The organism is Oscillibacter sp. PC13, from assembly GCF_900115635.1.
Lineage (GTDB): Bacteria > Bacillota > Clostridia > Oscillospirales > Oscillospiraceae > Oscillibacter.
The window spans coordinates 41590-65016 of sequence record NZ_FOXE01000010.1 but is presented as its reverse complement, the minus strand read 5'-3'; the positions used below and the strand labels follow the sequence as shown (position 1 = coordinate 65016).

Genomic DNA, 23427 nt, shown 5'->3' with positions numbered 1-23427 from the left:
ACTGGTTGCAGCAGACAAATACCCTCTTTGCTGCAGACAGCACTCTGTTAGTCTCCACTCTTAAAAAACGGCGGCACCAAAAGGTGCCGCCGTTTTCTCAAACCAATTTCTCAAAATAGAAAAACGTATCGTCCCCGCCGCTTTTCCGCATGCAGGAAGAGAGCATCCGGTAGGATGCCTGGTTCTCCCTGTAGCATTTAGCCACAATCCGAGAGAGATGCACTTTATAAAGGCCCCAGTCTGCCACAGCAGAAAAGGCCTCTGTACCGTATCCATGTCCAGCGTAGTCTTTGTCAATGCGGCAGCCAAGCTCTGCGCCGCCCCGGCAGTCAAAGCGGTACAGCACTGCCTCGCCAATCAGCTTTCCATCCAGCCGGACGGCAAAGTTGACGGCTTGGCGGTTTTCAAAGTCCCGTTGGGCCACCTCAAAAAAGCTGCGCTCCTCCATAGGGCCGCCCAAGCCGCCCACGTCGTCATATCCCCACCAGCGGTTCCGATCCGCGTCCAGCACCAAGGCGTTATAAGCGGAGATATCCGCCTCGGTCAGGGCGGAGAGCGTCAGCCGCTCCGTTTTCAGGGCTGGAATTTCCGACACATGGCGAATCAGCTCATTCTGTGGCTCAAACCGGTATTTGGGAGCCAGCTTGGCAGGACCATACTGAAGTTTGGAGGTGCGAAGTCCGCGATCCGCCGCATCATCCTCCCGGTTGATCCACTGGCAGCCGTCACCAAAGGCGTCTGCAAAAGCCTGAACCAGCGTGGGATATACACCGGTATAAGAATACAGCGCTTTCTCGATATGAATAATCAGCGTATCTCCGCACTTTTCTGCCAGAGACAGGGCAATCAGCTTTTCTCCGTCAAACATGCCGCCGGCCACAAACCAGCACTTGCTCACCATCTTCAGCATTTTCTTTGCCAAAGCCAGCTCGTCCTTCGCCTTGCGGTTGTCGCCCTTTGGAAATTCCGCCTCGTAATCCGTCCAAAATTGTTCAATGGCAGCATCATCGGCCTCTGTAAGCTGGCGGAAGGACGCATCCGGCCACTTTGTACGGAATTTATTGATATGGTTTCGCTGGCCAGAGTACCGTCTTCCCGCAAAGAACTGCAGATCCTCCCGGTAGTACACATAGTCCCGCCAAGTGCGGACGTCACTGACCCGCATATAGGGATAACGTCCCAAGAGACGCGCCACCTTGCACTCGGGAACCACCGAGATTACCAGCGGAATCCCCTTTTCCAGACAGTAGCGCTCAATGTCCTCCAGTGCGGCATTCTCATCTCCATCGGGACCTGGAACCGGATAGTCAAATACCTCCTGTCCGTCGATTGTGTTTTTGACAATCAGACATCCGGCAGACTCTGTCCAGGCGGGGTGCAGCGTCGTACGCCACATCATCTTAACACCCACCGAGTATTCGCAGAGGCCATACCCACAGTTCTGGTAATATTTCCGCAGCCTTGCTCCGTCCTGCTTTGTCACAGGTTTCAACTGTTGCATATTTTCATTCCTTGTCTATCAGGGCCGCCAAAGCTGCCCGGCATTTTTCTTTAGTCTTCCCCGGAAGTATACGGCAAATGCCTGCCGGGTGCAGTTGCTTGTGCAACAATGGTGATGCAGGCCCTGTCTTCCACTATTTCAGCCCGATATAGGCCAGGCCATAGCAGCCAGGTCCGGCATGCGTACCAATGACGGCACCCAGCTCATCCCAGTGGTAATCCTTGATAGCCAATGCCTTCACGCATTTCTCCCGGTAAATTTCCATGGTCTCCAGGCAACGGGAATGGCCGAACATCACGCAGTGCCGGCCGTCAATGGGATAGTGATTGGCAAAGTCCAGGGTATATTCCAAAATTTTCTGCTTTCCCTTTACCCGGCCTACAGATTTCACCTCGCCGTCCACAATAGCCACTACCGGGGAAATGTTCAGCATCGTGCCCAGCACCGCCGTGGAAGCGGAGATGCGCCCGCCCATTTTCAGATACTTCAGCGTGCCGATAAAAGCCACAAACCGCACCCGGTATTTCAGTTCCTCCATGGCCGCAGCAATCTCTGCTGCAGTCTTTCCCGCGTCCCGCAGGCGCACGGCCTCCCGCACCAGCAGCCCCTCGCCAATGGTGACGTTCAGGGAATCCACCAGGTGCAGCCGTTCGCCGCCCTCCGCCATTCCCTTTGCAATCATGGCAGACTGAAAGGTTCCGGAGAGTTTAGAGGAAAGCAGAATCGCCACCACTTCATCTCCATTTTGAAGCAGGGATTCAAAGATATCACAGTACTCCTGCGGATTCACCTGGGTCGTTTTCGGAAGCGTCTTTGCCGCCGCCTGCTTTTCATAAAATCCTTCCTTGGTAATATCCACACCGTCCGTATAGATGCCATCTTCGAAGATGACCCGCATGTGAATCATATGGACGTTCAGCTTCTGCAGCTCTTCCTCCGTCAAATCGCTGGTGGAATCCGTAATAATCTGAATGGCCATATCGTTTCTCTCCTTTTGCAGATACTTGTCCAAACAGGCCGCGGCAATACATGCCTATAGCAACTATACCAAAACCGGGCAAAAAAGCAAGGTCTTTCCTCCTGGTGCAGGACGGAAAGCGGGCCGCGGAGCGCTCCGCGGCCCGGCCTCATTCAGTTCATCTGCTTGCGGCGGCTCAGGTTCATCGTACCGTCCTGCATGCTGTTCAGCGAATCCAGACTCTTTCCTGTACCCAAGGCCACGCAGCTGATGGCATCCTCGGCAATCACGGTATGAATGCCGGTACGGGCCGTTACGAGTTTGTCAAATCCAGACACCAAGCTGCCGCCGCCGGTCATCACAATGCCGTTGGTGGAAATATCCGCCACCAACTCGGGCGGCGTCCGTTCCAACACGGAGTGAATCGCCTCCATAATGCGTTCCACCGGCTCCTCAAATGCATCCATCATCTCTGTGGAAGAAACGGTGACCACCTTGGGGAGACCCGTCAGCAGGCACCGGCCCTTGACGTCCATGGTCTCCTCCTCATCCTTGGGAAAGACACAGCCAATCTGCTTTTTCATCTCCTCAGCCGTGCGCTCGCCCACCAGCAGGTTGTGCTTGCGGCGCATGTATTTCACCACAGCCTCATTCAGCTGATCGCCAGCAATCTTGATAGAGGCGCTTTCCACCACGCCGGAGAGGGAAATCACCGCAATGTCTGCAGTGCCGCCGCCGATATCCACCACCATATGGCCGTCCGGCTGAGTGATATCAATACCAGCGCCGATAGCAGCGGCCACAGGCTCTTCAATCAAGTATACCTTCCGGGCACCGGCTTGAATACCCGCGTCAATCACGGCGCGCTCTTCCACCTCTGTAATGCCGGAGGGCACACAGATGATGAGCCGGGGCTTGAAAAAGGAAACTCCAGCCACCTTCCGCAAAAACTCCCGCAGCATCCGCTCGGTCATATCATAGTCGGAGATAACGCCCTCCCGCAAGGGGCGGATGGCTACAATGTTGCCGGGCGTACGGCCCAGCATCGCCTGCGCTTCGGCCCCCACCTTCAAAAGCTTGCCGGTGTTTTTATCCATTGCCACTACAGATGGCTCATTCAGTACAATGCCCTTGCCCTTTACATATACCAAAACCGATGCGGTACCGAGATCGATACCGATATCCTTCGCCATGGACATAAAATTCCACCTCATTCGATCTTTCTGTCTGTTATTATGAGCGGTTTTCACCGTGTACAATCATACAGTTTCTATTATACCGACAGTTTTCTTTGTTTGCAAGAACATTCTTTGCCCATTTCAAGCGGAAACCTTCCGGTTTTCTGTGAAAAACACACAGAGAGCCTTCTGTGTCACTTCCCGTCCGGGCGGGACGTCAGTGCCACGGCGGCGCAGAGCACTTCAGCAGCCCCCGCCTCCCGCAAAACCTGGGCGCACTCTGCCAGGGTGGAACCGGTGGTGCAGACATCATCCACCAGTAAAATACGACGGCCTGCCGTTTTTGTCGGCTCCGCCGCTTCATAGACCCCCAGTACGTTTGCCCGCCTGGCGGCAGCCTCGTGGAGGCCGGACTGGGCGGGGTTGTCGACGGTTTTCACAAGCAGGCGCACAGGCCTTACATCCCAAGCCCGACAGGCACTGCGGGCCAGCAGCTCCGCTTGATCATAGCCCCGCTTTCGCAGGCGCTGTTTGCTCACCGGCACCCAGGTTACCATGTCAAATTCGCCGGAATACCACTCGGCGGCACAGGCAGCCACCAGTTCCCCCAGTGGTTCCGCCGCACCCATGCGGCCGTGGAACTTCAGATCCAGCACACCCTCCCGGGCCAGCCCCTCATAGCGGAGCGGGGCGCAGACACGAAGGCCGCCGGGGCTGTTCCGGAGCGCCTCGCTGCCTTCCGCCCAGGGCAGCTTGCTCCGACATCCGTTACAGATGCCTATCTGATCCAAAACCGTTCCGCAAAAGGGGCACTTGGGCGGAAAGAGGAGGTTCAGCAAACTATCCAGAATTCCAGCATTCATTTTCTTTTCCGTGGATAGGGCTTTGGTTCATCTGTCAAACCCACCAAATAGTCCACGCTGACACCGTAATATTCTGCCAGCTGCACCACAGCATCCAGAGGAAAGTTCACAACGCCAATTTCATATTGTGAATAGGTATTCTGCTTAACGTTCAGAACCTTTGCCACATCCTCCTGCGTCAGTCCTCTGTCATTGCGCAGATCTCGAATTCGCCCGTATTTCAGGATTTCTGTTCTCATACTTATCACCTGGGACGAGTATATGTATCTTGATATCAGATATTCTTTATTTATCTGTTTTTCAGATAAAACGCAAAAGAAATACACCAAAGCAGCGGGGCATGTCTTCGTGCATGTCCCGCTGCTTCTCTAAAAAACGGTTCTATTTTCCCTCACTGCTGTGGGCCAGACGCCACCGAAGGCCGGAATACCGCCGCTGCTGGCGGTCATTGGCTGCCATGGCCCGGATGGCCGCATCATCGCCCACCACAATCAGCAATTCTCGTGCCCGGGTCAGGGCCGTGTACAGCACCCCCCGCACCATCAGCGACTGGGCTGCCGGCATGGCCGCCATCACCACAGCCCGGTACTCACTGCCCTGCGCCTTGTGAACCGTCTGGGCGTAAGCCAAATCCACCTCGTTCAACATGTCCGCGGTGTACATGGCGGCGCGGCCGTCAAAGTCCACGGCCAGCCATTCGCCGGAGGGATCGATCTGCGTGATCTTTCCCACGTCGCCGTTGAACATGCCGGTGCCCATGGTGCCGTCCTCTTTTTCCCACACCACGTCGTAGTTGTTCTTGGTCTGCATGATGCGGTCTCCCTCCCGGAACAGCCGCTCGCCCCAGAGAATCTCCCGCTTGTCCGCCCTGCGGGGATTCAGCGCCTCCTGCAGACAGCGGTTCAGATGGATGGTGCCGCTGAGTCCCCGCCGGGTGGGCGTCAGCACCTGAATCTGGTCGGCAGGAATCCCCATCTTCTCCGGCAGCCGCTGCCTGCAAAGCTCCACGACGGTGGAAACCGTCCGCTCCGCATCCCGGCGGCAGAGGAAGAAAAAGTCCCCCTGGTCGTTGGTCAGCTTCGGCGGCTGCCCCAGATTGACAGCGTGAGCATTCCGGATAATAGCGGACTGCTCCGCCTGTCGGAACACCTCCCGCAGAAACACCGTCTCCACCCGGCCGCTGCGGATTAAATCGGAGAATACATTTCCGGCCCCCACGGAGGGCAGCTGGTCCGCGTCTCCCACCAGCACCAGCCGGGTACCCGGCCGCAGCGCCCGCAGCAGCGCAGAAAAGAGGGGCAGATCCACCATGCTCATCTCGTCCACAATCACTGCGTCCGTCTCCAGCGGCTCCTTCTCCGTTTTCTGAAACGTCACCTGGTGGGTGATGTCGTTCCAGCTCATCCCCAGAAGGCGGTGGACTGTCTGCGCCTCCACGCCGGTCAGTTCGCTCATGCGTTTGGCGGCGCGGCCCGTGGGGGCCGCCAAAACCATGTCCAACCCCATCTTCCGGAACAGCGATACAATGCCCCGCACCGTGGTGGTCTTTCCGGTGCCGGGGCCGCCGGTCAAAATCAGCACACCCGTCCGGGCCGCCAGCTCCACGGCCTGCCGCTGCTGGGGTGCGTAGGAAATCCCCTGCTCCTGCTGAATTTCGTCAATGGCCCTGTCTGCCATGGCGCTCCGGTCCGCCTCCGCTGCCAGAAGGCTGTTCACCCTGGCCGCAGCAGACGCCTCCGCGTCCCACAGACGCCGGAGGTAACAGGCCTCCACATTGGCCACATGCTCCTGCACCACTGCCCCCCGCTCCAGAAGGCTGTCCAGTGCCCGTTCCGCAAGCTCCTCCCCGCACTGGACCAGCTGGGCCGTGGCCGCCACCAGCTTCGGCCGGGGCAGAAAGACATGGCCGTTGTTCTCATTGTGGCTGAGTTCAAAGGTCACCGCCGCCTGCAGCCTGGCGTCCCCCTCCGGATCCAGCCCCATGCTCAGCGCCATCTGATCCGTGACGGAAAACTCCACGCCGCAGACGTCGTTGGACAAAAGATACGGATTCTCCCGCACCATTTCCAAGGCGCCGTCGCCGTACTGCTGGCGCAGCTGCATAGCCAGAACAGGCGGCAGTTCGTACCGGGCCAGAAAATCCATCAGGCGGCGCAGGCCCATGTGCTGGCGGAAGCCCGCCGCAATCTCCTGGGCCTTTTTCGCGGTAACGCCCTTTAAAAGCGTCAGCTTTTCCGGCTCCCGTTCCAGAATATCCAGCGTCTCGATGCCGAAACGGTCCACAATCCGCCGGGCGGTGGCAGGGCCCACACCCTTGCAGACGCCGGATGAGAGGTAGGAAAAAATCTCCTCCTCATCCTCTGGCAGCGTCCGTTCCAGCTCCACCGCCCGCAGCTGCTCTCCGTGCTGGGGATGGGTCTCCCACACGCCGGACACCGTCAGGTGCTCTCCTGGTGCCGCGCAGGGGATGCACCCCACCACGGTGACCACCTCTCCCTCCTCTGTCAGGAGGCGCAGGACCGTATAGCCGTTTTCGGCGTTTTGAAAAATGATGCTATGTACGGTACCCTCGTGGGTGATCAGCTCTTCCATCTCGTTCCTCTTCCTTTGATCACATTTGAAACGGCTCTCCGTCTACCAAAACGATGCTCTCCTCCCGATCCGCCAGGTACCGGGCCAGTGCCCGGGCATCCTCCGTCAGCCCGCAGTCCGCCAGCACAATTTTGCTCCCCGGCAGGGAGTGCCTCGCCCGCCGCAGTTCCCGGACGTCGGCCTCCATGGCCAGCGCCTCTCCCCGCAGGGGCAGTACCAGCAGGAGGCCCGGTATCACAGGCCGCCCGGCATGCAAAAAGGCCCCGGCCAAAAACCAGACCACAGTGGTCAGGCCCACCGCCGAGAAAAACGCAATGACGCCGTCTTGCAGCAATCCCATTCCAATCACCTCGGAATAGTCTATGCGGCAAGCCCGTCCCCGGTTATTCCGTGTCTAAAACAATCTTTTTACAGCCTTGGCAATACCAGGCAGGTACATCGGCAGCCAATCCGCCGGTGCGGGACAGCAAAACGCCCCCTGTAGGTTTCATGAAGGAAAAAGGAACCGCAGCCGAGTCTGCTGGCTGCCAGTAAGGGCGCGGGGTATTGTGAAAATGAATCTTCCCAAGCTCCATTGCCTGTCTGCAGTAAGGGCAGATGATTGCCTGCTTGTTTTCAGGCGTCTCTTTTTTCTCCAAGGTGCCGGCTTCTTCCAGCTTCTCCTGTACCGCTCTCTTCTCAGCGGCCTCCCGACCCTTCATTTCCCATGCCATAGCTGTTTTCCTTCCTACCGCTCAAGACCCAACTCTGCCAGAATCGCTTCCTCCCGAGCCCGCATCCGGGCCTTCATCTCTCCCTCATCCAGGTGATCGTACCCCAGCAGATGCAGCACAGAGTGCACCACCAGGTAGGCAAGCTCCCGGCGGTTTGAATGGCCGTACTCCTTGGCCTGGGCCGCCACATGCTCCATGGAGATCACCATATCGCCCAACGGTACCAGCCCCGTGCCGGGATCTGCATCCTCCGCCGCGGGCAGCTGACCCGGATGCAGATCAAACTCCGGAAAGCTCAGCACGTCGGTGGGCCTGTCCACCTGCCGCATGTCCAAATTGATCTGGTGGATGCTTTGGTCGTTGGTCAGCAGCACATCCACCTCACAGGGAAATTCCACACCCTCCGCCGCCAGGGCTGTGCGGATGACCTTGCGGATCAACGCGCAGTTTCGCTCGTTGGCCGCGCCAGGCACATCGGCAGTGACCGGTATATAGTGCTTTTTGGCCATTATTTTCGCCCTTTCCCGCTATTTTTTGCATTTTCATATTCCTCGTAGGCCTGGACAATCCGCTGAACCATCACGTGTCGTACCACATCCGCATTGGTCAGCTCACAAAGGCCAATCCCCTCCACACTCCGCAGAACCCGCATGGCCTCCTTCAAGCCTGAGGCTTTGCCGTCCGGCAGATCGATTTGGGTCACGTCGCCGGTGATGACGATTTTGGAGCCGAAGCCCAAACGGGTCAGAAACATCTTCATCTGCTCCCGGGAGGTGTTCTGTGCCTCGTCCAGAATGATGAAGCTGTCATCCAGCGTTCGTCCGCGCATATAGGCCAAGGGCGCCACCTCAATATTGCCCCGTTCCAGATACTTTTGATAGGTCTCGGCCCCCAGCATGTCGAACAGGGCGTCATACAGGGGCCGGAGATATGGGTCCACCTTGCTCTGCAGGTCGCCCGGCAAAAAGCCCAGCCGCTCCCCAGCCTCTACCGCCGGGCGGGTGAGAATGATGCGGTTTACCTGCTTGTCCCGAAAGGCCTGGACGGCGGCGGCCACCGCCAAATAGGTCTTGCCGGTGCCCGCCGGTCCCACACCGATGGTCACGGTGTTTTTCAGGACAGACTTGATATACTCCTTCTGACCGATGGTCTTGGGCTTGATGGGCCGGCCCTTGGCGGAGATGCACAGCACATCGCCGGTGAGCTCGGTGATCTGGCTCTCCTTTCCACTGCGGACCAGTCCGATCACGTAGCGGACGTTCTGCTCTCCGATGGCCTCTCCCCGGGATGAGAGTGTCAGAAGTGCCTGAATGGCCTTTGCCGCCAGCATGGTGTCCTCTGCGTCACCCTCTACCCGCAGTTCCCCGTCCCGGTTCACCACGGTGACGTGGAACTCCTGCTCCAGAAGACGGATATTCTCGTCAAATGAACCAAAGATATTTACGGCCTGTTCCAGCCGCTCGATGCTGATTCTCTGTTCCAATGCTCTGATCACTCCTATTTGTTCACGGGCCTTTCTCCGCCCGGTCCTCTGTATAGATGGGGACGCTCTCTCCGATTTGCTCCACGCACTCTGCCGTCAGCGTCACCACCAGGGCTTCTCCCTGCTGTTTCGCAGCGCACAGAGTGGAACTGACGGTGCCATAGGGATCCACCAGCGTATGGAGGTATTCTGTCAGGATCTCTTCGGCAGCGGCCTCTGCCTGTGTGGGGCCCACTTCCTGCGGCACAGTTTCGTAATACCGGTAAGTTTCCGTCACCCATGTCACTGGCAGAGCCAAGCCAAACAGGGAGCAGGGCTGCCTTTTGGTTATTTTATCATAATTTGACCCTTCGATGCTACTGTTTGGAAAGAATTTTACACGCTGCGTACCAATTACCAGCGCAAAACGGACATCCTCCTCCCCGGTATACTGTTTTTGAACGATCTCCAGCGGCATGACAGTGGAGAGTGTATACCAGGTTCTGGCCTCTACCGTTCCCATGCCGGCCAAAATCCGGGCGCCAAAGGTCTCCGTATCCTCCACGCCGGAAATCAGCAGCTGTCCCTCCTCTACAGAGGCTCCAGGCAGTACACAGGTGATGCCATCCAGTGCCTGAACCTTTCGCACCAAGCCGTCCCGCCGGGCCACCACGTTTGTAGGAAGCCGCTTATTGACCAGATCCGGCGCAGGAATCCGCTCCCGCACCTGCACGTAGGCCCTGCAGCCGGACACATTTACAGTAATCCACGCAAGTTCCGGGATATCCAGCAGTACGTGGTTCCGCAGATCCTCTGTGTCCAGGGAAAAGGCAAATGTTCCCAAATGGACACCATTTTTCTGCAGGGCCCTGAGAATCTCCTCCCTTGTCACGGTTTCATTGCCTTCTACCGTAAAATCCCAGATGAAAAAGGAGCCAAAAAACAGCAGCATACCACACAGGGCCAGCCCTGCCAGCAGCACCTGCCGCCGGCGGAACCGCCCCAGGAAGAAGGGAACCCCCTCTTTTTTCACAACTGTTAAAGTACAATCCATGTTTTTAACGGCCCTGCGCAGTGCGTAGTAATCCTGCCGGGACACCCGGCAGGTAAATGTGGTAGGATTCTCCCACTCCAGATCCCAAAAGGCCAGGTTTCTGGCACCGCACAGGTTCAGCATCCGCTCAGGAAAGGCAGATTCTATCCGGATCCGCACCTGCCCCTGCAGCCGGTTCACAATCTGATTCAGCATGTTACCTCACCCACTCCACCGCTGCGATGTGCCCGCCAATTCGCAGCTCCTCCGCCGTCATGGCCAGTAAGGATAACCCCCTGCCGCTGACCCGCAGCACGCCTGCGGAGGTGTTGACATCAATTTGCTCCTCACTGTAGGCAAGAATTCCGGTGTGGTTCTCCACATACAGCTGACGGCTGCCCATCATCTCCAGGTGCGGCAGTCCGGCCATCACATCTGCCGGCAAATCAAACAGCTCCGCTACACTGTTTAGTACACCCCCGTCTTTTTCTCTCCGGTTTCGCTCCATTACGCTCACCCCTGGAAAACTCTATGCAGGAACGCTTTTAAACTTGCGTGTGGATTTTCCCTTCCCTGTGAAAGCAGACATAAACCGGCACTCTGGGACATAGGGTATCACGGTGATGTGCATGAAAACACGCTGGAGAATTCCCGTCTGCCTGCTGCTGTGTGGGCTTCTATTCTGGTTTTTGGCAGATGCCGCGGGCGTGCGGGTCTCCATGGAGGAGGCCCTGTCCCTCTGCGCCCGCTCTGTCATCCCGTCCCTGTTCCCCTTTATGGTGGTATCCTCTCTGCTGCTGTCACTAGGTTTTGGAGAATGGCTCTCTCCCTGGTTCGCGGGCTGGTTCGATCCGCTGTTTCGAATAAATGGCGCCGGCAGCTCCGCCTTTTTGCTGGGACTCATCGGCGGTTATCCCATCGGTGCCAAAACGGCAACAGAACTCTATCAGGAGCATCTCGTAACCCGTGAGGAAGCAGAGCGGCTGCTGGCTTTCTGCAACAACTCCAATCCTGTGTTCTTGATCAGCGTCTTGGGCGTCGGGATATTCGGAAGCGTCCGAACCGGGATCTGGCTGTGGCTCATTCATTTAGGATCTGCCCTTTTAACAGGGCTGCTTTTCCGCGGCAGAGGCGGACGGCCCTCCACACGGCAGCACCTGCCCACTCCCCCTGCGTTTCATACCGTCAAGCTTTCCTCTGCTTTTGTGTCTGCTGTCAAATCCTCTCTTTCCGGCATTCTGTCCGTCTGCGCCTTTGTGATCTTCTTTTATACTTTGGCACACCCGATGGCACATTTGGGCCGTTATGCCGGTCCCCTTCTCGTTGGCCTGACAGAACTCTTCTCCCTGACCCCACTGCTGGAATCGACCCGCTTCGGCTTCATCGCAGCGGCGGGTATAACCGGATGGGGCGGTCTTTCCGTTTTGTGCCAGACAGCCGCCGTGCTGGATGGCAGCGGCCTCTCTCCCCGCATCTGCTTTTGGGGGAAGGCCATCCAGGGCCTGTTGTCTGCCGCTTTGGCGGCCTTGCTTGCAACTTACATCTTGGGATGACAAAGTACCCTCTGCTGCCGCCAAAAGCGACAACAGAGGGTATTTTTCGCATGCTATTTTACAGTTTGGAATAGCCGAAACTGTTCACCACAGCGTCCAGCGGCACCCCTCTTCTGCACATTGGGCACTCGCTGGGGGGATAGCTTGCATAATCCGGCAAATCAGAGCAGTCATATAAGGCGGCCACTGGCATCCCGTCCACCTCCGGCAGACAGCTGTAAATGGCTGCAATCCCAGCCACCTTGCCGCTGTAGTAGCGGATGCTCTCCATGCTGCGCCGGGCAGTCTCTCCCGTAGTAACAGAAGCCATTAAAATCAGGACACTTTTCCCTTCCACCATGGAGCGGGCATTATCGCGAAAAAGAATTTTCCCTCCACCGTCCAACTCCACACGCAGCACATACAAATCCCGTCCTTCATTGATGGATCGATAGCCCGCCTGTGTCAGCCGACGGGCCAGGCAGGTGCCAATCACCCGGGTTCCGTCTAGGCACAGAATCGCATCGATCATCGTACTGGACAGGTGACGATCCGCCAGCTGTTGGGCCACGGCTGAGGCCTCATTCAAACTGGCCTTCTGTGACGTGACATCAATCAAATAGTTGATGTGGCTGTGGCTGGTGGCAAAGTGCCCCCTGGCCACTTTCAGCGTCACATCTCCCACGCAAATAGGGAGTTTCGAGAATTGCAGATCCATGAAAAACTCCTCTCAACAGCTTCATTACCGCTGGCCTTTATCATAGGGAATTCCCTCTGCCTTTGGTGCTCGGGACTTCTGGGAAGTAAATGCCAGCACAATCAGGGAGATGATATAGGGCAGCATGTTGTACACAGCGCTTGGAATATTCATCGCGCTCAGAAATGCAAACCCGGTGTAAACATTGGAAAGTGCCCGGAACAAGCCGAACAGCAGTGCGGCCAAAGCAATGCGGGTTGGCTTCCACTGGCCAAAAATCATAACGGCCAATGCCAAAAATCCGAAGCCGGCCACGCCGTTTTCAAATTTCCATTCGCTGACACCTGCTGTGATATACACAATACCGCCAAGGCCACCCAGCACACCAGAGATCAAAACACCGGCATAGCGCATTTTATAGACGTTGATGCCCACGCTGTCCGCCGCCTGTGGATGTTCGCCGCAGGCACACAGCCGAAGGCCAAATCGGGTTTTATACAGCACAATGTAGGCCGCCGCCAGGGCAATCAACGCCAGCAGCATAAACCAGTTGAATTCAAATCCTCCGATGTTCACCAAAAACGCCTTCTTGGCACCGATATACTGGATGGTGGAGGACACGTTGTCCACACTCTCCGCCGTATTCATAGCCTTGACAAATACGGTGGCCGCAGCGGTACCCAGAAGATTCATGGCCGTGCCCACCAGTGTTTGATCCGCCCGGAAGTTGACGGCAGCCACCGCCAAAAGCAGAGAGTATACCGCCCCCAGGGCAATGGCGGCCAGCACCACCAGAAGAATCATCATAAATGCAGAGGTGTCCGCCGGGAGGACTTTCATCATCAGTGCTCCGCCCAGAGCGCCCATCACCATAATACCCTCCAGACCGATGTTGATCACGCCGGAGTGCTCAGAAAAGCAGCCGCCCAAGGCCACCAGTACCAATACAGAGGCAAAAATCAGGGTGTATTGCAGCAGCAGAATCATTTCTCCTCCCCTCCTTCCGCAACGCCAGCCTTTGCATTTCTGGCTTTTGCAGCCTCCCGCTCCGCGCGCCGGTCCAGCCGTCCGTTCATGTATGTCTTAAAGAACAGCACAAAACCACACAGGTAAATAATCAAGGAGGAGATTAGGTCGGAGATCTGGGCGGAGTACATGGTTTTATCAACATAGGCACCGCCACTGGTAATGTGCTGAATAAAGAAGGAGGAAAAAATGGTGCCGATGGGATTCAGTCCCCCCAGGAAGGCGGCTGCAATCCCGTTGAAGCCCATGCCCGGAACCGAGGACTGCGTGCATTGCCACTGCTCAAATCCAGTGAGATACAGCAGAGCGGCTCCCATGCCGGCAAGTCCACCGGCAATGACCATAGTCAAAATCAGATTTTCCTTTTCCCGCATGCCACAGTACTTGGCTGCAAATTTGTTATATCCTGTGGCCTTCAGCTCATAACCCAGTTTCGTTTTTTCCAGCAGCACCCAAATCACCACCGCTGCCAGAATGGCCAAAGGGATGGCAATGGTGACATATGTGTTGTTGCTGAACAATGCCTCCAGTCCCATGGAGGGCAGTAGCGCTTTCGTATTCGTGGTGGCCAGCGGCATGGTATAGGGACTTGCGGTCTCCTTCACCCGGCTGAGCAGCATATTCACTGTGTACAGGCTAATCCAGTTCAGCATAATGCAGGAAATAACCTCGTTCACATTGCAGTAGGCCTTCAGCAGCCCGGAAACAGCCCCCAGCAACGCTCCCGCCGCAATGGCAACCAGCAGGCATCCGTACCAAGGCATTCCCAGTGCCAAGGCGCAGTACAAACTGGCACCAGCGCCCACCACATACTGCCCGGCAGCACCGATGTTAAAGAGCCCCACTTTATAGGCAAACAGCACCGACAAACTGCACATCAGCAGCGGTGCGGTCTTCACGAGCGTACTGCCCAGATATTTCAGCTGGGTCTGAGGCTTGGAGTACGTAAAGAAATTCTGCACAATGGTTTGAATGGCCTCACCAGCACCGGCGGGGTTAATAACCAACAGCACCAGATAGCCAATCAGCAGGCCCATGAGAATGCAAAGCAGCGAGGCCAGCAGAGACTGCACGGCGTTGCTCCGCAGCAAAGGCGTTTTCTGTTTTTTCATCGGTTACGCCCCCTTTCGCTTGGCACCCGCCATATACAGACCCATCTCTTCCACAGTGGTGGTCTTGGGAGCCAACTCTCCCACAATCTCTCCCTCATACATGACTAGGATCCGGTCGGAAAGGGCCATCACCTCATCCAGCTCCAAAGACACCAGCAGCACAGCTTTTCCCGCATCCCGCTGCGCCACAATCTGCTTGTGGATATACTCGATGGCGCCCACATCCAACCCCCGGGTGGGCTGGACAGCAATCAGCAGCTCCGGGTCCTTGTCAATTTCTCTGGCCACAATCGCTTTCTGCTGGTTGCCGCCGGACATGCTGCGGGCCACGGTGACAGGTCCCTGGCCCGATCGGACGTCATACTGTTCGATCAGCCGGAGCGCATACTCCCGGATGGCTTTACGCTTCAAAAATCCAGCCTTACTCACAAACTGCGGTTCAAAGTAGCGCTGGAGTACCATGTTGTCCTCCAAGGTATAGTCCAGCACCAAGCCATGCTTATGCCGGTCCTCTGGAATATGGCTCATTCCCATCCTGGAACGTTGGCGGATCTGTGCATGGGTGATATCCCGGCCGGAGAGGGTAAGCGCCCCCTCCTTCAGTGGCTCCAAACCGGTCAGACCGTACACCAGTTCAGTCTGTCCATTGCCGTCAATACCGGCAACGCAGACAATCTCACCAGCCCGAACACAAAAGGAAACATCCTTGACAGCATTGTTCCCATGGGATTTAGAGGCCACGGTCATGTGTGCTACATCCAGAATTACCTCTCCAGGCTTGGAGGGTCCCTTGTGCACTACAAAGTCCACGTCCCGGCCAACCATCATCCGGCTGAGCTCCTCTCTGGAGCTGTTTGCAATGTCTACCGTACCGATGTATTTGCCTTTCCGCAGCACAGTGCACCGGTCAGCCACGGACATAATCTCGTTGAGCTTGTGGGAGATGAAAAGGATACTCTTTCCCTCCGCCACCAAGTTGCGCATAATCTGCATCAGCTCTTCAATTTCCTGGGGCGTCAGAACAGCGGTCGGCTCGTCAAAAATCAGGATCTCATTTTCCCGGTACAGCATCTTCAAAATCTCGGTGCGCTGCTGCATGCCCACTGTGATGTCCTCCACCAGCGCGTCCGGATCCACATGGAGCCCGTACTTCTCACTGAGAGCCACTACCTTTTCCCGTGCCTCCGCCTTCTGGAGAAAGCCGTGCCGGCAAGGTTCCACACCCATAATAATATTGTCCAGAACAGTAAAGCACTCCACCAGCTTGAAGTGCTGGTGAACCATGCCGATTCCAAGCGCATTTGCATCATTGGGATCCTTGATTTCCACAATTTCCCCGTTTTTCTTAATGGTGCCCTCCTCCGGCCGATACAGGCCGAACAGGACGCTCATCAAGGTGGATTTTCCCGCGCCGTTCTCACCCAGCAGGGCATGGATCTCCCCCTTACGCAGCTGCAGTGTGATGTTGTCGTTGGCAATGATGCCCGGGAACCGTTTGGTGATGTTAAGCATTTCAATGGCATAAGACTGCTCCAAGCTTAACGACCTCCCCTTTCATTTGAAGATGCGTCCCTGGCCTCGCAGGCAGCAGGAACACGATCCATCATTTTTCCAGCCACGGCGGGCGGCAGACTGTGTCGGAGGAAATGTCTGCCGTTGCAGCGGTGATCCTTATGATGATTCCTATTGTACTATATTTCCGCGTACATTTCAAAGCAATCTTGATGTATTTTAAACAAATCTCCCAGATCGTCCAAAAAAAGAGGACGGGGAACCCCGTCCTCTTTGACGCCTGTGTGGAATTACTTGATGTTGCCGTAATAGGTCACTGCGGCAGTCGTCACAGCGGGCTCCGCGCTGATGTCGCTGGACACAGTGACGGAACCGTCGAACATAGCCTTCACCAGGGCCTTGTAATCATCTTGGCTGAAACCGTCGCCCCACTGTGTGGTCTCCATGGGGATCTGGACATAGTTGGACGCGGGATCATCGCCGGACACCAGGCCCAGGGACTCCACCTTACCGCCGTAGTTGGCAAAGTTGCCCTTCTGAACCTCTTCCAGCATGTGCTTGACGGTGGGAGCAAGGCCCTTCATGGCGGAAGTGACCGTCATGCCCTCGCCGTAATCGCCGTCGATAATGGCAGCCTGGTCCACGTCCACGCCGATGACCTTGGCGCCCTCAACCTTGGCCGCAGCCTCAGCCGCAGAAGCATAGATGCCGCCGCCGCAGGCAAAGACAACTTCCACGCCCACAGTCTGATACCAGGTATCCATGTAAGCGGTGATGTCAGCGTCGCCAAAGAACTGGTTGCCATACACATATTCCACCTTCACGTCCGCGCCGGTCTCAGCCGCAGCGGCATCAGCACCCTGCACGAAACCGTAGCCATAGCGCTGCACGGCGGGAACCGCCATGCCGCCCAGGAAGCCCAGGTGGGTATAGCCCAGCTTCACTGCTGCGTAACCGGCCATATAGCCGCACAGCTCTTCCTGATAGACCGCGCAGTAAACATTGCTGGCAACGTGGGGTTCGTTTGCAGCATCCAGCAGTTCGGTACGATTGCCGTCTGCATCGTGGTTGTAGAAGCAGTCCTCGATGTCGTACTCAGAGACGTCCAGGCCGATGAACGTCACATCGGGATAGACATCCTGGGTCTCCACAATCGTTCCGGCAAAGGCATAGCCGGGCATCACAATCACGTTGTAGTCCTGGTCCACAGCCTTCTCCACCATGGCCACGCGCTCGGCCGTGGAGTCGCCGGCGGGCTTGAAATACTCAAAATCCAGGCCGTTGGCGTCGCAGTACTCCTTGCAGGCCTCATATGTGGTCTGGTTGAAGGACTGGTCGGTGATATCGCCGTAGTCCGTGATCATTGCCACGCGGTAAACGGCAGCCTCATCGCCGCCGTCCTCGGGCTCGGTCGTACCACTGTTGCCGCCGCAGGCAACCAGGGACAGGGACATGACCAATGCCAGAGCCAGTGCAAGAAACTTCTTCATTGGAATTACCTTCCTTCCATTTTTTCGTCTCCGCAAAAGCGGAGAGCCTGACCTTTCAAGGTCAGGCTCATTATAGCAATTCTTTACCATGATTTCAACCGGATTTCACAATTGTTTTCTGTTTTGTCATATTTTTGTTGAAACAGAAATGAGTCCTTTTATTGGATAAAAATCCTAATTTCCATCGTTTTTTTCACTTTTTTGCAAGTTCCACTGCAACGCCCAGGGCAATCTCCATCATTTGGGTAAAGCTGGTCTGCCGCTCTGCGGGAGGCAGCTCCTCCCCTGTTACCAGGCTGTCGGACACGGTGCAGATGGTCAGCGCCCGCCTGCCCGCCTCAGCGGCGTTGCAGTAAAGGGCCGCCGTCTCCATCTCGATGGCCAGCACGCCCATTGCCCCCCAGTCCAGCGTATTGCCCGCCTTGTTGTAAAAGACATCGGAGCTGAGCAGATTCCCAACCGGCGGCTCTATGCCCATCCGGCGGGCCACTGCCACCGCCGTCTCCAGCAGCATAAAATCCGCAATTGGCGCAAAGGTCCCCGGTAGTCCATACTGGTGGGCGTAATTGGAGTCTGTGCAGGCGCCCTGCGCCATCACCACATCCCGAAGCTTCAGCTTTGGGGAAATGGCACCGGCACTTCCCACGCGGATGATATTGTCCACGTCGTAAACGTGGAACAGTTCGTGGGAGTATATGCCGATGGAAGGAATGCCCATGCCGGAAGCCATGACGGACACGGAAACACCCTGATACCTTCCGGTATAGCCCTGAATGCCCCGGACGTTGTTTACAAGTTCGGCATCCTGCAAAAAGGTCTCCGCAATAAACCTGGCCCGCAGAGGATCCCCTGGCATCAGGACCGTTTTTGCGAATGCGCCCTGAAGCGCCTCATTATGCGGTGTGGACATTTGATCGCATCCTTTCTCAAAAGCGGTTTTGTTCACTCAATATCCAGTGCTCTCCATCCCTTTCACGGCCTTGACTACCCGGCTGGTGCCCAGACGGGAAGCTCCCAGCCGAATAAAGTCCTCTGCGTCCTTCAAATCGGCGATACCGCCCGCTGCTTTGATTTTCACCTGGGGACCAACATGCTTGGCAAACAGAGCTACATCCCCCCGGGTAGCGCCGCCGGTTCCAAAGCCGGTGGATGTCTTGATATAATCTGCGCCAGAAGCCGTTACAAGTTCGCACATCTTGATTTTCTCCGCATCCGTAAGGAAGCAGCACTCAATGATGACCTTCAGGAGCTTTCCCTTGCACGCCGCCTTCACGGCCTTGATTTCCGCCAGCAGATCCTCCCACTTTTGATCCTTCACCCAGCCCATGTTGATCACCATGTCCACTTCCTCCGCGCCGTTCTCCACAGCATCAGACGCCATAAAGCACTTGGCCGCAGTGGTGTCATAACCGTTCGGGAACCCGATAACGGTGCAAATGGGAAGCTTTCCCTCCACATATTCTGCTGCCTGCTTCACATAGGAGGCCGGAATGCACACGCTGGCGCAGCCGTACTTCATTCCATCATCACAGATGCCCTTGATCTCTTCCCAGGTAGCCGTCTGGGCCAAAAGGGTATGGTCACACTTGTTCAGAATGTCTTTCAGTTCCATTTCAGTGTTCTCCTCTACTTTTAATTGTTGTCACCATTGCGGGCGGCAACATATACAAACTTTCCATTCTTTTCCACCCGGGTCACCCTTCCACGACGCTCCAGGTAATCCAGATGGGAAAGCGCCTCTCCCACGGCGAAGAATTTTTGTGTCAGGGGAAATTCCGCCCAGTTGCGGCTGCGGATACTCCAGGCCATCCGGCCTGCCACCTGGTATGCGGTCAGCTCCGGCTCCCGCCGCACCGCCTGCAGTGCATCCCAAATCCGGCGCATATGGTGGGCCGTCAGCGCGTCCACCCGCTCCTGCAGATTGCCGGTTTCCGCCCGGTGAGCCGGCAAAAGCAGCTCCACCGGCAAATTCCGTATTTTTTGAAGGCTGTCGAGGTAATCCCCCAGGGAATCCGGTACGCCCTCCCAGCGGCAGATATTGGGTGTGATGTGAAACAGGATATGATCCCCCGAGAACAGCCAGCGCCCCTCCTCTGCATACAGGCACAGGTGCCCCGGCGTATGCCCCGGCGTCAGAATGCACCGCAGTGTCTGCCCGCCGTAGGACAAGGTGTCTCCATCCCGGAGGTACACATAGCCGCTGTATGGGCGCGGTCCCGCATTCTGGGCAGGGTTGCTGTCCCAGAGGGCATCCATCTCCTCCTGAGAAAAGCCGTCCTGTACATACGCACTATACAGTGCCCGCCAGTGGTCTCCATCCTGATAGCCCGTCATCCTGGGGCCGTCCACGGCGCCGATATAAATTTGGCAGCCCGGCCGGATCAGCTCTGTGGACAGGCCTGTGTGATCGCTGTGGAGGTGTGTCAGAAAAATATCCGTTCGATCCAGATCGACTCCCAGTTCCTGCAGCTGCTGCAGCATGGCCGCCCTGCACGGCGCTTGGCGAAAGCCGGTATCAATCAGCAAATTTCTCTCCCCGGTGATGAGGTAGCTGTTCAAATTTTTCAGCGGGTTTCCAACCAGGGGAATCTCCAATTGCCAGAGATTTTTTGCAATGCGGTTTGCCATTCCCGTTTCCTTTCTCTCAAAACATGGCTGTATTGTATCAGGTTTTTCCGATGCTGTCCAGCAGCCGGCAGTCTCTTGCCAAGGTTTCCCGGCAGTGTTACAATAGGTGGCATTGGTTCCCACATCATGCAGCCCGTCCCTGTTCCGCAATGCGCGGCAGGATTATTCTAAACATCTTCGGAGGCACCCCACATGAAAAAAAGACTCTTTGCGTTTCTATGCGTTCTGACTCTGCTGGCCAGTACCGCCCCTTTTTCCTCTGCGCTGGAGGGAGAAGCGCTTCGCGCAGCAGATACCCTGCACACGCTTGGGCTGGTAAACGGAACCGCCCCGGGAAGCTACGCTCTGGAGGAACCAGCCACCCGTGCCCAAGCCGTAGTGCTTCTGGTTCGGCTGGCGGGCGGGGAGGCCACATCCAGCCACGGGATCCCCGGCTTTCGGGATGTGCCCGCTTGGGCCGCCTCCGCGGTGGGCTATGCCTCTCAGAAAAATTGGGTCAATGGCGTGACCCAGATGGACTTTAAACCGGACCAGGTCATCACCGCCAATGCCTGGTGTACCTTTTTGCTGCGGATGCTGGGCTACAGTGATAAAGACGGCGACTTTACCGTAGATGGCGCCCCAGCCTTTGCCCAGCGGATTGGTTTGGTATCGGATTTATACAGCGGCACCCTCACCCGGGGGGATCTGTTCGAAACTGCCGCAGGCGCCCTTTCCTTTTCCTACAGGGACGGCAGCAGTACAGTCATCGGGCATTTGGTGGAAACCGGAGCTGTATCCAGAGCGGCTGCAAATGCATTGGGTCTTTTAAACACAGAGCTCTCCGCCCGCCAGGCCGCAGAACGGCACCTGTCCGCAGTCTTTTGTCTCCAGGCCTATGAAACACAGGAGGATGTGGACAAAAAGACGCACACCTCCGATGCCAGCGGCTTCTTTATCTCTGCCGACGGCTTGGCTGTCACGAACTACCACTCCATTGAGGATTCCGTCTATGCCACCGCCACGCTGTCGACTGGGGAAACCTATCCAGTGGAACGGGTTCTTTTCTATGACGAGGAAATTGATATCGCAGTGCTGCGAATCTCCAAAACTTCTACTGACCGCATCCCCACTTCCGCCTTTGCTTATTTGGAACTGGTTGGTACCAATGATCTCCGGGCCGGTGACACTGTGTACGCCCTTGGCAATCCGCTTGGGCTCGGTCTGGCGGTCAGTTCCGGCATTGTCAGCGATCCCGCCAGAACAGTGGAACGGTATGAACTGCCCTGCGTGATGAGCACCGCCGATATTTCCCGCGGCAGCAGCGGCGGCGCCCTTCTGAATACCTTTGGCCAGGTGGTAGCCGTTACTTCCGGCGCATATACATATGGCAACAGCATGTACTTGGCTGTTCCCGTCAACCCTGTCATGGAGGCCGACCTGACGGCAGCGGGTTGGACATTGGCGGATTTGGCCTCAGGTACAGCGACATAATACCGCGCGGCACGCTTCTTGAATAAACAGAAAAATGGACGTCCGGTTGGACGTCCATTTTTTAATGACTTTTTAAAAAGCGTTCCAGCTCTTCTGCGCTTTTCACAACCGCTATGGCGCCCGCTTCCGCCAGCTCTCCAGGACCTGCATATCCGAAAAACTCCACGCCCACGCAATCGATGCCGCAGGCACGCGCACCCAAAACGTCAAACTTCCGATCCCCCACCATCAAAATTTTGGGGGTGTCCGTATCTGTCAGACCGAGGCGGCGCATCGTCTCCCGAATCACATTCTCCTTCTGCCAATCCCCCAGAGGCGGGCTGCCGGTAATGGTTTCCATCGCGGGTGCAAACCCGAACTTTTCGCAGATGGGAACACACATTTCCTCTGGCTTGGAGGAGGACAGCGCCAAAATATACCCCTGCTCCTTCAGACGCCTGCACAGCTCCGGCATTCCAGGTGCCGCCGCATTTTCAAACTTGCCAATGGGTGCATATCTCTCCCGGAATAATTCAACAGCCCGAGTGGCTTTGTCTTCGTCAAAACCGCAATAGCGCATGAAGGAGTCCTGCAGCGGCGGCCCAATAAATTTGATAAGCACTGCTTCCTCGGGCACCGGCTCTTCCAGTTTTTCCAGAGCGTAGCGCAGGCAATTTAAAATCCCCTCCTTGGAATCAGTCAGGGTGCCGTCCAGATCAAAAAAGATATAGTGATACATAGCGTCTCTCCTTTGCTATACGGAGGAATTTTATCATGTCTCCGCCCCCTCCGCAAGAGGTGTTTCACCTTTTCTGATGGTTTATCAGCCGCAAAACCGCAGTGTCTTTCTTAAGAAGCTGACAATGAAAAGGCAGGTGGGCAGAATCCTCAAAAAAAGGGACGAGGCGATGCCTCGTCCCTTTGATGTACGTTTTCTCAGCCGAAATAACGCTCCAGCAAGCCCTTGAACGCCTTGCCGTGGCGGGCCTCGTCCCTTGCCATTTCATGCACGGTATCGTGGATGGCATCCAGACCGGCAGCTTTTGCCATCTTGGCAATTTCAAACTTGCCGGCGGTAGCGCCGTTCTCAGCTTCCACCCGCATCTCCAGGTTCTTCTTGGTGGAATCGGTCACAACCTCGCCCAGCAATTCGGCGAACTTGGCTGCATGTTCGGCCTCCTCGTAAGCAGCCTTTTCCCAATACAGGCCGATCTCGGGATAACCCTCGCGATGAGCAACACGGGCCATTGCCAGATACATACCAACCTCGGTGCACTCGCCGTTGAAATGATCGCGCAGGCCCTGCAGAATCTCCTCCGGGCAACCCTGTGCCACACCCAAAACATGCTCGGCGGCCCAAGTCATCTCGCCAGACTTCTGCTCAGTGAACTTGGAAGCGGGAACACCGCACTGAGGGCACTTCTCAGGGGGATTCTCTCCCTCATACACATAACCGCAAACAGAGCAAATCCACTTTTTCATAATTTATGATCCTCCTTCAATGTTGTCAAACGTTTCATCAGTTTTTATTGTAAATGTTATGTCCTCTTTGGATGGGTTCAGTATAACAGGATTCGCTAATGTTGTGTAGTTGCTTATGCAACAAAGTAAAAATTTTTACAAGAACTACTAAAAATACCAAATACCGCAAACGGTAAAACTGACCGGAGAACATGTT

General features: G+C 56.2%; 24 protein-coding genes. 2 read left to right on the top strand and 22 right to left on the bottom strand.

What is annotated here, in order from left to right; genetic code table 11:
- Nucleotides 1–97: 97 nt before the first annotated feature.
- From BMZ81_RS07665 to BMZ81_RS07610, 12 genes are all read right to left on the bottom strand, one after another.
- Entirely contained in the window at nucleotides 98–1501 is a 1404-nt protein-coding gene (locus BMZ81_RS07665) for a GNAT family N-acetyltransferase (protein WP_091130533.1), read from the bottom strand.
- Between the two features lie 133 nt (nucleotides 1502–1634).
- Nucleotides 1635–2480 (bottom strand): DegV family protein, encoded by an 846-nt coding sequence (locus BMZ81_RS07660; protein ID WP_091130530.1) that lies wholly within the window; start codon nucleotides 2478–2480, stop codon nucleotides 1635–1637.
- A 152-nt stretch (nucleotides 2481–2632) separates the two neighbouring features.
- Nucleotides 2633–3658: a rod shape-determining protein gene (mreB, locus tag BMZ81_RS07655; protein ID WP_091130528.1), complete on the bottom strand. Its 1026-nt coding sequence runs from the start codon at nucleotides 3656–3658 to the stop codon at nucleotides 2633–2635.
- Nucleotides 3659–3831: 173 nt separating this feature from the next.
- Nucleotides 3832–4500, bottom strand: coding sequence for a ComF family protein (locus BMZ81_RS07650; RefSeq protein WP_091130518.1), 669 nt, complete (start codon nucleotides 4498–4500; stop codon nucleotides 3832–3834).
- Complete coding sequence (locus tag BMZ81_RS07645) at nucleotides 4497–4739, bottom strand: helix-turn-helix domain-containing protein (RefSeq protein WP_091130515.1); 243 nt, start codon at nucleotides 4737–4739, stop codon at nucleotides 4497–4499. Before BMZ81_RS07645 ends, BMZ81_RS07650 begins: the two co-directional genes overlap by 4 nt.
- 142 nt (nucleotides 4740–4881) lie before the next feature.
- Nucleotides 4882–7092, bottom strand: coding sequence for an SF1B family DNA helicase RecD2 (locus BMZ81_RS07640; RefSeq protein ID WP_091130513.1), 2211 nt, complete (start codon nucleotides 7090–7092; stop codon nucleotides 4882–4884).
- 19 nt (nucleotides 7093–7111) lie between these two features.
- On the bottom strand, nucleotides 7112–7432 hold the full coding sequence (locus tag BMZ81_RS07635; protein ID WP_091130512.1) for a hypothetical protein: 321 nt from the start codon (nucleotides 7430–7432) through the stop codon (nucleotides 7112–7114).
- Between the two features lie 43 nt (nucleotides 7433–7475).
- Nucleotides 7476–7805, bottom strand: coding sequence for a PF20097 family protein (locus tag BMZ81_RS07630; protein ID WP_091130510.1), 330 nt, complete (start codon nucleotides 7803–7805; stop codon nucleotides 7476–7478).
- Between the two features lie 14 nt (nucleotides 7806–7819).
- Nucleotides 7820–8314: an rRNA maturation RNase YbeY gene (gene ybeY, locus BMZ81_RS07625; RefSeq protein WP_091130509.1), complete on the bottom strand. Its 495-nt coding sequence runs from the start codon at nucleotides 8312–8314 to the stop codon at nucleotides 7820–7822.
- Nucleotides 8314–9288 carry a PhoH family protein gene (locus BMZ81_RS07620; protein ID WP_091130507.1) on the bottom strand — a complete coding sequence of 325 codons (975 nt, stop codon included), beginning with the start codon at nucleotides 9286–9288 and terminating at the stop codon, nucleotides 8314–8316. The genes ybeY and BMZ81_RS07620 overlap by 1 nt, the downstream gene beginning before the upstream one ends.
- Nucleotides 9289–9310: 22 nt before the next feature.
- The gene (gene yqfD, locus BMZ81_RS07615; protein WP_091130506.1) at nucleotides 9311–10516 is read right to left on the bottom strand and encodes a sporulation protein YqfD; all 1206 of its coding nucleotides are present in this window, start codon (nucleotides 10514–10516) and stop codon (nucleotides 9311–9313) included.
- Nucleotide 10517: 1 nt separating this feature from the next.
- Nucleotides 10518–10808 (bottom strand): YabP/YqfC family sporulation protein, encoded by a 291-nt coding sequence (locus BMZ81_RS07610; RefSeq protein WP_091130503.1) that lies wholly within the window; start codon nucleotides 10806–10808, stop codon nucleotides 10518–10520.
- A 121-nt stretch (nucleotides 10809–10929) separates the two neighbouring features.
- On the opposite strand from BMZ81_RS07610, the gene BMZ81_RS07605 reads away from it, so the two are divergent.
- Nucleotides 10930–11853 (top strand): nucleoside recognition domain-containing protein, encoded by a 924-nt coding sequence (locus BMZ81_RS07605; protein WP_091130617.1) that lies wholly within the window; start codon nucleotides 10930–10932, stop codon nucleotides 11851–11853.
- Between the two features lie 58 nt (nucleotides 11854–11911).
- On the opposite strand, the gene BMZ81_RS07600 is transcribed toward BMZ81_RS07605, so the two are convergent.
- The 8 genes from BMZ81_RS07600 to BMZ81_RS07565 all read right to left on the bottom strand — a co-directional run bounded on the left by BMZ81_RS07600 (nucleotide 11912) and on the right by BMZ81_RS07565 (nucleotide 20297).
- Nucleotides 11912–12550 (bottom strand): type I phosphoribosyltransferase, encoded by a 639-nt coding sequence (locus BMZ81_RS07600; protein ID WP_091130502.1) that lies wholly within the window; start codon nucleotides 12548–12550, stop codon nucleotides 11912–11914.
- 24 nt (nucleotides 12551–12574) lie between these two features.
- Complete coding sequence (locus tag BMZ81_RS07595; RefSeq protein WP_091130499.1) at nucleotides 12575–13516, bottom strand: ABC transporter permease; 942 nt, start codon at nucleotides 13514–13516, stop codon at nucleotides 12575–12577.
- On the bottom strand, nucleotides 13513–14667 hold the full coding sequence (locus tag BMZ81_RS07590; protein WP_091130497.1) for an ABC transporter permease: 1155 nt from the start codon (nucleotides 14665–14667) through the stop codon (nucleotides 13513–13515). Before BMZ81_RS07590 ends, BMZ81_RS07595 begins: the two co-directional genes overlap by 4 nt.
- A gap of 3 nt (nucleotides 14668–14670) precedes the next feature.
- Nucleotides 14671–16179 (bottom strand): ABC transporter ATP-binding protein, encoded by a 1509-nt coding sequence (locus BMZ81_RS07585; protein WP_091130611.1) that lies wholly within the window; start codon nucleotides 16177–16179, stop codon nucleotides 14671–14673.
- A 290-nt stretch (nucleotides 16180–16469) separates the two neighbouring features.
- The gene (locus tag BMZ81_RS07580; protein WP_091130495.1) at nucleotides 16470–17669 is read right to left on the bottom strand and encodes a BMP family lipoprotein; all 1200 of its coding nucleotides are present in this window, start codon (nucleotides 17667–17669) and stop codon (nucleotides 16470–16472) included.
- A gap of 193 nt (nucleotides 17670–17862) precedes the next feature.
- On the bottom strand, nucleotides 17863–18579 hold the full coding sequence (gene deoD / locus BMZ81_RS07575) for a purine-nucleoside phosphorylase (protein ID WP_091130493.1): 717 nt from the start codon (nucleotides 18577–18579) through the stop codon (nucleotides 17863–17865).
- A 36-nt stretch (nucleotides 18580–18615) separates the two neighbouring features.
- The gene (gene deoC, locus BMZ81_RS07570; protein ID WP_091130491.1) at nucleotides 18616–19281 is read right to left on the bottom strand and encodes a deoxyribose-phosphate aldolase; all 666 of its coding nucleotides are present in this window, start codon (nucleotides 19279–19281) and stop codon (nucleotides 18616–18618) included.
- Nucleotides 19282–19301: 20 nt separating this feature from the next.
- Nucleotides 19302–20297: an MBL fold metallo-hydrolase gene (locus tag BMZ81_RS07565; protein ID WP_091130489.1), complete on the bottom strand. Its 996-nt coding sequence runs from the start codon at nucleotides 20295–20297 to the stop codon at nucleotides 19302–19304.
- A gap of 192 nt (nucleotides 20298–20489) precedes the next feature.
- On the opposite strand from BMZ81_RS07565, the gene BMZ81_RS07560 reads away from it, so the two are divergent.
- Nucleotides 20490–21770 carry a S1C family serine protease gene (locus BMZ81_RS07560; RefSeq protein ID WP_091130485.1) on the top strand — a complete coding sequence of 427 codons (1281 nt, stop codon included), beginning with the start codon at nucleotides 20490–20492 and terminating at the stop codon, nucleotides 21768–21770.
- 61 nt (nucleotides 21771–21831) lie between these two features.
- Here BMZ81_RS07560 and BMZ81_RS07555 read toward each other — a convergent pair whose 3' ends face one another.
- Both BMZ81_RS07555 and BMZ81_RS07550 read right to left on the bottom strand, forming a co-directional pair.
- Nucleotides 21832–22488 carry an HAD hydrolase-like protein gene (locus BMZ81_RS07555; RefSeq protein ID WP_091130482.1) on the bottom strand — a complete coding sequence of 219 codons (657 nt, stop codon included), beginning with the start codon at nucleotides 22486–22488 and terminating at the stop codon, nucleotides 21832–21834.
- Between the two features lie 197 nt (nucleotides 22489–22685).
- Nucleotides 22686–23231, bottom strand: a complete 546-nt coding sequence (locus tag BMZ81_RS07550) for an NADH peroxidase (RefSeq protein ID WP_091130481.1) — start codon at nucleotides 23229–23231, stop codon at nucleotides 22686–22688.
- Nucleotides 23232–23427: the final 196 nt, after the last annotated feature.